Here is an 8,768-nt window from a genome sequence, read left to right on the forward strand (position 1 = left end):
CAACCGATGAAATAATTAGTGGATGTGATTTGTTTACTCAGTATTCCTCATAATTCCGCAAACAGGCGCGATTATTGAACATGAAGTAAAGGAGTGATACATATTAGTCATGTATAATATGTATAACTCCCTATTTTTTGACTTTTTTTGTTTTAGTCTTGAGATGCTTACATTACAGGCATAAGAAAAGATAGGATTGGATTGCTGTTAGGGCTGCAAGAGGAAAACAAGATTAAACCAGCCGGTGTGATTTTCGAGTTAGAGTTTAGTAGAAAAAAACCATCCTATTTATACGGTGTAGTTGAGTATTTTGTTGATGAAACGTATCTAAAAGAAAAGGTCCAATGGTTACAAGAAAATAATAATATTGCTGAATTCGACTGGAATGCTGTGGATACAAAATGGATTGAAATAGCAGTATCAAACGATATACGTTAATTGGAGGTATATACTAACGTAACTTTGGAATTCATTCATTATTCGTTAAAAAGCAGTAATTATTGTGAATGTAATGGAATAGTTTGTTCAAAATAACTCTTTATTAACAACCAACGTGCTGGGTATGCATATACAAAATCCTCTATAACCTCAGGAGAATATATAGTGAGGCAATCAAACTGGGCCCTAGCCTGCTTTAAATCGTAAAGTAAGGCATGAAGAATCGTATAATGTCTGTAAATTTGATAGGGATCTAACTTTACTATCTGTATCTGTTGTTTTTCTATATACCGTAAAAGTTCCTCTTCCTGTAATTTAAAACTATCCTCCCAAGACAAACCATTTAAACTAATTCTGTTATTTATAAAATAGATTCCTCTCAAGAAAATCTCCCCAATTTCATTTAGCTATTAATGTTATAGCCAAATGCAGAGATAGGGATACATCTTCTGGATGCCTATTTTATGATTAAATTATGATCTAAAGTAAAGTGGAATACGCTTTTATGAACATAAATGGGAATTAATAAACGGCGATGTTGGGATAAATGAATGAAGAGAGAGGCCTATTCTCATGCTTCATTTTCAATAATGATTTAAAAAAGTCATTCAAATTTAAGGACGCTGTTAAATGAAGATTAGTTTTAATCATAAAGGAAATAATAGTGAATCAGTATGGTATTGAACGATAACTAACACGCTGAGAAGTATCAAAATATGGGTAGGGGAAGTAGAATATATGCGATTCAAAGGAAATTCAAAACGAGTAGAAAAACCAAACTTTTGGCCGAAATATAGCCAGAACGTACCTATCGAGCTTAAAGATATGGTTTATCAACAATACTTTTGTGAGGATTCGTTATTTATCTATTGCGACATGTCAATGAATAACCAGAGTCATCTTATGTCAGTTGCATGCTGTTATGTGCATAGCGGAAAGGTACAGGTTAAGCAACAATTGGTCTATCCGCCATCGGATTGTGTAAACAAAAACATTTTTGGGGAGTTTAAAGCAATTATCTTTGCATTAACCCACTTTGAAAAGTATGCGGCTAGTTGTAAAAATGTCATCATTTACTCAGATATTCGACAAATAGAGGAATATCTAAATCGGGACACCAAATTCAAAAAGAATCCCTCACTGATAAAAATTCAATCGGAATTAATATCTCTATATGTAGGAAAGAAACAAAGATTTCCGCATAAATCTATCACAGTTCAATACTTGCCTCATGATCACAAGGCGTTTAATCCTTTTTTCAAAGCGGCACATAATGGTGCTAAGCGTTTATCCAATTCTAATTAGCTGATAGTATATATATCATCACCTTTAGTTGGATGAAATATAGAGATATACTAATGCTCTTTCAACAGATTACCTTGAAAAATTTAATACATAGCAAACTAATAACCAGCAGGGGAGCGTGGTAAAAAGTATTTGCATAAATGACAAAAACCACATTACAGCTGAGGAAAAATCTACGGAAAAACTCTGCTTATGTTCAAGAAGAGTTTTTATTGTAATTCATGTATTGTTTGGTGGAAATGTTAGAATGGATGCAGTTAGCAACAAGAACCAAATGCAAGAAATAGTTCTCGTTGTAAACGCTGTAAGGTAACAAATTGATATATTGGATAGTGGATGTATCAAAATGGATATTATGACTAGCTTGCTTACTCAAAATTTAGAAGCCTTTCTTTGGGATGAAAGGCTTCTCTTTTATTGTAAGAAAACCATTAAGTGTGTCGAAACGAAGCAATAATAAAACCGTTCATTTTAATACTATCAATATAAAAAAATTTTATTATTTTAATTAGCAGGGTATGCAAATGCCTCTTAAGAACAGCGGTCAGCAATGAAATATAGAGTAAACACTTGAATTTAGACAAGTGTTTATCACGGTTACAGGCAGGCCGGAATAATCAGAAGAGAACACTTTACAACGATGAAGGACGGGGCAATTCTTGCTGGTGCAGGACATTTTTCGTGGGAAGTCGATCTAGCTGGTTTAAAAGAGGAAGCCGATTCAATCGAACGATTGAGCCCCGACATTGAGCAGTTCACCATGTCAGGCGGCCAAAGGCTTATGCTCCTCACACTGGTGGTGATGGAAATCCTATAGAAACATGGACCTTGGTTTTGCACTTCAGGCATCATCTGTCCGGTATATTGTAGAACTTCACACCGAAATGCAGACCGGACCTGAGCCAGTACCTCACGAGGTGAACATTGATGTTGCCAGTAATATGCTTACGCAGTTAATTGAATAACATACTTCAAAAGGAGCCAATCCTAGTGGTTAATAGATTCATTGAGACTATTAACCTACCAGAATTGGCTCCTATTTGCGCTTTTGATTACTTCTTATTGTTCACTTTAACTGTGAATTTTTTCCTGTTCTCGACATTACCTTTGACATCTTTAGAGAACCATCGGAAAGTTGTATCTTCTGTAATTTCGAAAACTTCTCCTGGTTCACGAATATTGGGCGGCTCATAGGTCGGTGAATCATAGGTTGGCTTACTGCCATCTGTCGTGTAATAGACAGTGGCTGGTTCGCTAAGTGAGAACGTTACATGATACGTGCCATCCGCTTGTTGCTCGCTAATCAATTTTGTATTTGCTGGATTATGATCTTTGCCGTATTCCATAGCCAATTCAAACATTTTCATGACGCCACTTGCATATTCCATGTACTGTTGATTCGCTTCTTTCCACACTGGTTGGAATCCTCCAGGTGCTAGCCAGCTTTGTTGTTCTGTATTCCACTGTTCACCGCCAACTTCCCAACCAAATGCATAAATACCGTAGTTATTGTATAATTCCTCACGTACGTTACCCGCCGAGGAATAAAGAACATCGGAAGAACCACCTACATTTCGAGGCTGAACGACCGTATCGCGCTGTCCCTTAACAGAGGACAATATTTCTTCGGCCATTTGCCAATAATACTGCTCATCTCTTAGTGGTGGACGTGGTGTTGTTACCCTGCCATCAGCTTTGTAAGAACCTGGTTGCCAGAATAGTTGGCCACCATAGCTATGGATCGTCATGAAAAATTTGATGTTCGAATAGTTTTCTGCTAGCCAAACAACATTTTTTGCCTCTGGCTCAGATAATTCTTCCGGTCCAGCAAAAGTATCAGAAGTACATAATAGTGAGCCGCCAGTGAAGCCATCATGAACGGAACCGATGGAATAGTTACGGTTTAAGTCTACACCCCAGTTGTTTCTCCGTCCTGGATCAGAATTTTCAGGGCCACAATGATTGGTCATATTACGTCGTTGCCTATTATTATCAAAAAAGCTGTAATGAGCGCCATCAGGGTTATTGGATGGGATGATTAGTATATCGACATTATCAACAATCTGGCGAGTTTTTGCGTCTTTCTGGTAGTTTGCGAGTAACCGTTCCGCAGATTCCAAAGCAACGAGCGGAGTTACCCACTCCCGCGCATGGTCTTGAGCGACAATCAGAACACCAGGTTTGGAGCCGTCACGGTTCTTACCAATCCGGAGTGCGCGCATCGGGAACGGATCGCGAGAAATCTCTTCAGGGGCGCCCAAAAAGTCATCCAACTGCGTCTTAGGTCTCTCGTCTACCACGCCGGTGCCATTCGTAGCACGATATAGGTTTGCTTTTACCAACTTGTTTGCGACCGAATCGGCATTAATCACATCGACCAATTCTTTTGCAGTCGTATCATCGGCTATATGCACCGTAATGTCCTTGCCATTAACAGAAATAGTTGGACTGTCGGCATCCTTAACAACGGTTAAACTAATATCGTTGCCACCTTCGTGGCCATACGCATTGGACGTCACATAAAAGGTACTATTCCCACTACCGAACTGGGCTTGCGCATGACGTCGGTAGCCATTTGTGCGATAAGGTAATTCGACAATTTCTGTGAGTTCCGGATATTCTTCCGCAAGCTCATCTATACGAGTAAAGAGTTCTGTTGGGTTTTTATATTCATCGAAGAAACCACTCTGATATCCAGGACGATCAATGTCATTCTCTGGATTTGCTAGCCAGTCATTAACCGCTGCTGTTTCTTCTGTTCCCAGTGAACTGGTGACAGTAATACGATCTGGTCTTGGACCATCAACTTTGGCTAGTACGCGATGGTACATGTATTCGCCAGAATCAACATATGAATCCATTTCCTGGGATCCATCTCCCCATGAAAGGGTTAAAACCGCATTACTCTTCGCAGAGGACTTAGCTTCCACCGACAAAAATCCTTGACCTTTTGTTGTAAACCAATCGACGCGTCCAATTACTACTGTGTCTTCTTCTTGCGCTTCTTGTATTTTAGGAGCTTGTTGCTTTGAGATTCGAGCTTTTGATGTTTTTTCCGCTAGACTTACACCGAGGTCTGGTAAGGAATCGAGCTCTTTTTTCGTAAGTATGGCATCTACTTCAATTCCATTTGGTACACGTTCAAATCCACCAGCAAAATCGTACCCAGCATCTTGCATAGCGTTGTAAATGTGCGTACCTGGGATAAGTATCCGAACGAGCTGCTTTTCTTCTAGTTGAAGGTAATTAGAGGATTTATTGCTTTCTGAACTTTCATTTGCAATTGCACTTGGCATTCCTGTTAAAAGTAAAGCAGAAGACAGAAACACAACCATTAACTTCTTCAAAAGTTATCTACTCCCCAATCAAATTTTTCTAACCTACACTCTACTGATAGAAATATTGATATGTCACCCCCATATACAAACTAGGAGGAACCTAATCTTGTCCTATTCCTACTTCAAGATAGGTAATCTCCTACCGAAAGTATAATACAGAAATAAACGTTATACTAAGAATTATCAGATAATTTAGATAAGTTTAGGAGGAAAGTATGGGACGCTAGGAACAAGAAAAAATATTGTATTTCCTTGTGCCTATGAAACTATTGTTTCTTATATGTAATATTTCACATCAATGGAATGAGATATATGTAGGAAGTAAATAAATCTTTTATAAATATAAAGATACCACGAAGGAGAATTATTCTTAACGTAAAGACAATCGTATTCATTTGTGTTAGCACCTGATTCGGGGCAATCTGAAGTAAGAATTGAGCCTTGAAAAAAATACCGAGAAACTATTTAAAACTATTTGAAAGACCAATCATGAAATACACCATAGAACGTAACTATCTGGGCCACTATACTAGTTCGAATATAACGAGACAATGAATAAATTTCCAATCTAATCCATACGTTTGCGGGTGGTGACAGCTACGCTGGTACTACCCCAATTTGTTCCATTTTTATTGTCATTTTAATAGGACCATATTGGATGTTAACAACAAAATCTTTAATTGTGTAACCAGTTTTTAACCAAATCCACAACAACATATTCATGGGAAAACATGCAATCAGTATCCTTATTAATCCGGTGTCCAATATTTTAGGTAACATATACACGCCAAAACCAGGAAGGAAAATCGGTGGAACAATAAAAAGAAATATGAACGTCCAAATAATAATTGCCATCCATAGGTCTTTTTTCGATGGAAAATACAATATATTCCCCTCCTTTCTAAGTACTTATATTTAAACATAAAATTCCAATGTTGTTCTCCGACTAACGTTCAGGTTAGTTTAAAAATCATACAGGTAGATTTTACAACAAGCAAAAAGTCAATACCATATATGGTACTGACTTTTTTACATTCTTCAAGTCTCTAACATTTAAAAAATTACTTTCCAGCTACTGCATCTTTAAGGGCTTTACCAGCCTTAAAAGCAGGAACTTTTCCAGCTGCTATCTGAATTTCTTCCCCAGTTTGTGGATTTCGACCCGTACGTGCAGCACGTTCACGTACCTCAAAGTTACCAAAGCCAAGTAATTGAACTTTATCACCATTTTTCAATGCTTCCAAAACGGTATCAAAGACTGCGTCTATTGCTTTGGATGCTTCTTTCTGTGAGAGTTCTGCGGTTTTAGCTACTTGATTAACTAATTCTGTTTTATTCATTTTATTAACACTCCTTTAAAGACTTTACAATCCCCTGGGGGGCGTACCTTAGTTTTAACATAGCGTACATGAGCTCGCAACTCAAATCCTTATCAGATGCTGAACTACTCGCTAAAATCACTAAATCAGATCTAGTAATCAACATTAGTCAATTTGAAAATAAATAAAACAATTTACTTCTTCAAACTAAAGGACAGGTTAGTTGACACATATAGAGAGCATATTTTGGATACCCGTGTCGTATCATTGCAAACACTTGTAATAGATGCTATCCTAAAGAGGAATTATTTTTGTTCGGTGTAAAGGATAGTATAAGTAACAACTTTTCGTCTTGATGATCACTGAGAGCAAGGGTAGTATTACATTGTGTGTATAACACACTAGGAGGCAACAAAAATGGAAAAAGGTAAAGTAAAATGGTTTAACGGCGAAAAAGGCTTCGGTTTCATCGAACGTGAAGACGGAGAAGACGTATTCGTTCATTTCTCAGCGATTCAAGGTGAAGGGTACAAATCATTAGATGAAGGTCAAGAAGTGACTTTTGACGTTGAACAAGGTCAACGTGGTGCACAGGCTGCTAACGTACGTAAAGCTTAATGATAAGAATGTATAAACAGACTCTGATACTTGAGAGTCTGTTTTTTTATTTAAGTCAAAAAAAATAAAAAACCCCACTCACGATGAGTAGGGAATATGCAAACAGTAAAGCAAATGGTAAACAAAGTGTAACATATAATTTGTGAATAGCCTAATTTCAGTTTGTTAATCAGCAACAGATATAACTAAGGGTAAATAGAGGATTCTCTCAATTCACAATCTAAATGATAGGAATCAATAAAGTGACATTTTCTTCTCTATCTAGCGACCTAGCGACGGTTACTTGCATATACAGGCGGAGCTTTTTCTTATTAAGCTAACGGTTAAGATAGAAGAACAATTAATCGAGCCTAAGCATGAGGCCATATCAGGTTATTAATCATTTGTCTCAACTTCATTTCCTCCTTTATTAAACATTCATTATAAAAATATAACGTAAAAATCCAAACTTGAGTGAAATTGACAACGAAGATAAACTAACAGAGCTTATACAAGAGTCATTAGAAGATGATAAGAAGGCAAATCAGCTTTTCAACTAAAGGGCCATTTTGTTGAGTAATTTCATGGGTGAATTGTTGATTAAATGTGTTAAAATTTTAAATAAAAGAGAGGGGATGTAAAATATGTCTTTTATTGGTTTCGCTTCCTTAGCTTCTTTTGTTATATGGTTTGTAGCAATCCAAGAGTTATTAAAACCTGAAAAAAAACAGAGAAAACGAAAAATAATAACTTTAACATTCGCAGGTTCTATACTAACACTAGTTCTAACCATTTCACTTTTTCAAAATATCCCTTTTTAAACAGGGAGTTTGATTTCCGCAAACGGGCGCTTTTCTTGAATAAGAAGGCGCTTTTTTATTGTACCTGATTCTAGAAAAACACACTTTAGGATTAGTTAGTGTGAAGGTTTCCACTTAAACTATAGGGTGCGTTAATCCCAGAAGGATTAACCACCTTTTTGTTGAATTCCTTTATTAAACAAACGGGCAGTTTTGTTGAAGAAGGTATATGGAAAAATAATGCATTTAATTAAAAGGGTTTATATAGCATAGAGTCGAAATTAAGCATAGATTTTAAAAAAGAAAGGAAAAAGGGTGGAAAAGTGAAAACAGACAACAAAACATTAGAAGTTATAAAAGTGTTTTCCCTAGTTGTAATAGCAATTAGCTCAGTTTGCATTGCATATTGGCTAGCTCAAATTATTGATATGTTAGACGTTATAGGTGGTAATTTAAATGGAATAAATACTAGCCTGTTTGATTTTTTTAATAAAGAATAAATTCTAGCCCAAATAAGAAAAAAGTACAAATAATATAGTGACTAATACTGAAAAAATACAAAACTTCCTAAACTGTACAAGTGATATTGATGATTGCCTTTCTGTGGTTTTGAATATTCAACCAAGGCAGCAGGTCAATCAGATTTGTAATAAATCTAAGAAAAAAGGCGGTATCAAAAGAGAAGTTAAGCAATGTAGTTATTGTTCAAAGGATAAATTAGTCAACTTTATATAGTTTTGGTTACGTTGCCTTCAGAATGCAACGTATTTTTTCTTGTAGCTAAACCAGCTAATAGTTTGTCAATATTTTTCATTAAAAGTTCGAAATCCATCGTGATATACTAAAAAAGGGTATACCAAATAACCTTCTTATTTTCTGAAATGGAAGGTTTTACGTTATTTAGTTAGATGTTGTTTCTATACTATATCCTGGAAAGTAGTTCTGTTCTTTAAAAGGGCAAATATCCAATG

General features: G+C 36.3%; 10 protein-coding genes. 6 read left to right on the forward strand and 4 right to left on the reverse strand.

Translation table 11 applies throughout. The features are described from left to right. Positions 1-201: 201 nt before the first annotated feature. Positions 202-438 (forward strand): hypothetical protein, encoded by a 237-nt coding sequence (locus tag CVD19_RS21515; protein WP_101585238.1) that lies wholly within the window; start codon positions 202-204, stop codon positions 436-438. Between the two features lie 59 nt (positions 439-497). Here the strand turns inward: CVD19_RS21515 and CVD19_RS21520 are convergent, their stop codons facing one another. Beyond that, entirely contained in the window at positions 498-821 is a 324-nt protein-coding gene (locus CVD19_RS21520) for a hypothetical protein (protein WP_101585239.1), read from the reverse strand. Positions 822-1,176: 355 nt separating this feature from the next. On the opposite strand from CVD19_RS21520, the gene CVD19_RS21525 reads away from it, so the two are divergent. Both CVD19_RS21525 and CVD19_RS21535 read left to right on the forward strand, forming a co-directional pair. Beyond that, positions 1,177-1,743 (forward strand): hypothetical protein, encoded by a 567-nt coding sequence (locus CVD19_RS21525; protein ID WP_101585240.1) that lies wholly within the window; start codon positions 1,177-1,179, stop codon positions 1,741-1,743. Positions 1,744-2,359: 616 nt separating this feature from the next. After that, positions 2,360-2,560, forward strand: coding sequence for a hypothetical protein (locus tag CVD19_RS21535; protein WP_257985234.1), 201 nt, complete (start codon positions 2,360-2,362; stop codon positions 2,558-2,560). A 235-nt stretch (positions 2,561-2,795) separates the two neighbouring features. On the opposite strand, the gene CVD19_RS21540 is transcribed toward CVD19_RS21535, so the two are convergent. The 3 genes from CVD19_RS21540 to CVD19_RS21550 all read right to left on the reverse strand — a co-directional run bounded on the left by CVD19_RS21540 (position 2,796) and on the right by CVD19_RS21550 (position 6,421). Beyond that, positions 2,796-5,090 carry a M14 family zinc carboxypeptidase gene (locus CVD19_RS21540; RefSeq protein WP_101585243.1) on the reverse strand — a complete coding sequence of 765 codons (2,295 nt, stop codon included), beginning with the start codon at positions 5,088-5,090 and terminating at the stop codon, positions 2,796-2,798. Positions 5,091-5,678: 588 nt separating this feature from the next. Continuing rightward, positions 5,679-5,966, reverse strand: a complete 288-nt coding sequence (locus CVD19_RS21545; protein WP_101585244.1) for a hypothetical protein — start codon at positions 5,964-5,966, stop codon at positions 5,679-5,681. 176 nt (positions 5,967-6,142) lie between these two features. After that, on the reverse strand, positions 6,143-6,421 hold the full coding sequence (locus CVD19_RS21550; protein WP_101585245.1) for an HU family DNA-binding protein: 279 nt from the start codon (positions 6,419-6,421) through the stop codon (positions 6,143-6,145). A 396-nt stretch (positions 6,422-6,817) separates the two neighbouring features. On the opposite strand from CVD19_RS21550, the gene CVD19_RS21555 reads away from it, so the two are divergent. The 3 genes from CVD19_RS21555 (at position 6,818) to CVD19_RS25035 (ending at position 8,297) form a co-directional block, all read left to right on the forward strand. Further along, a complete protein-coding gene (locus tag CVD19_RS21555) occupies positions 6,818-7,018 on the forward strand; it encodes a cold-shock protein (RefSeq protein WP_101585246.1) in 201 nt (66 codons plus the stop codon). A 623-nt stretch (positions 7,019-7,641) separates the two neighbouring features. Beyond that, positions 7,642-7,818: a hypothetical protein gene (locus tag CVD19_RS25030; RefSeq protein ID WP_180953735.1), complete on the forward strand. Its 177-nt coding sequence runs from the start codon at positions 7,642-7,644 to the stop codon at positions 7,816-7,818. Positions 7,819-8,120: 302 nt separating this feature from the next. Then, entirely contained in the window at positions 8,121-8,297 is a 177-nt protein-coding gene (locus CVD19_RS25035) for a hypothetical protein (protein WP_180953736.1), read from the forward strand. Positions 8,298-8,768 lie beyond the last annotated feature (471 nt).

It is taken from the genome of Bacillus sp. T33-2 (genome assembly GCF_002860205.1).
Taxonomy (GTDB): domain Bacteria; phylum Bacillota; class Bacilli; order Bacillales; family Cytobacillaceae; genus T33-2.

Excerpts from the sequence above, each read along its gene's own strand:
- CVD19_RS21525 (WP_101585240.1), top strand. The coding sequence starts at position 1,177 with ATGCGATTCAAAGGAAATTCAAAACGAGTAGAAAAACCAAACTTTTGG.
- CVD19_RS21550 (WP_101585245.1), bottom strand. The coding sequence starts at position 6,421 with ATGAATAAAACAGAATTAGTTAATCAAGTAGCTAAAACCGCAGAACTC.
- CVD19_RS21555 (WP_101585246.1), top strand. The coding sequence starts at position 6,818 with ATGGAAAAAGGTAAAGTAAAATGGTTTAACGGCGAAAAAGGCTTCGGT.
- CVD19_RS25030 (WP_180953735.1), top strand. The coding sequence starts at position 7,642 with ATGTCTTTTATTGGTTTCGCTTCCTTAGCTTCTTTTGTTATATGGTTT.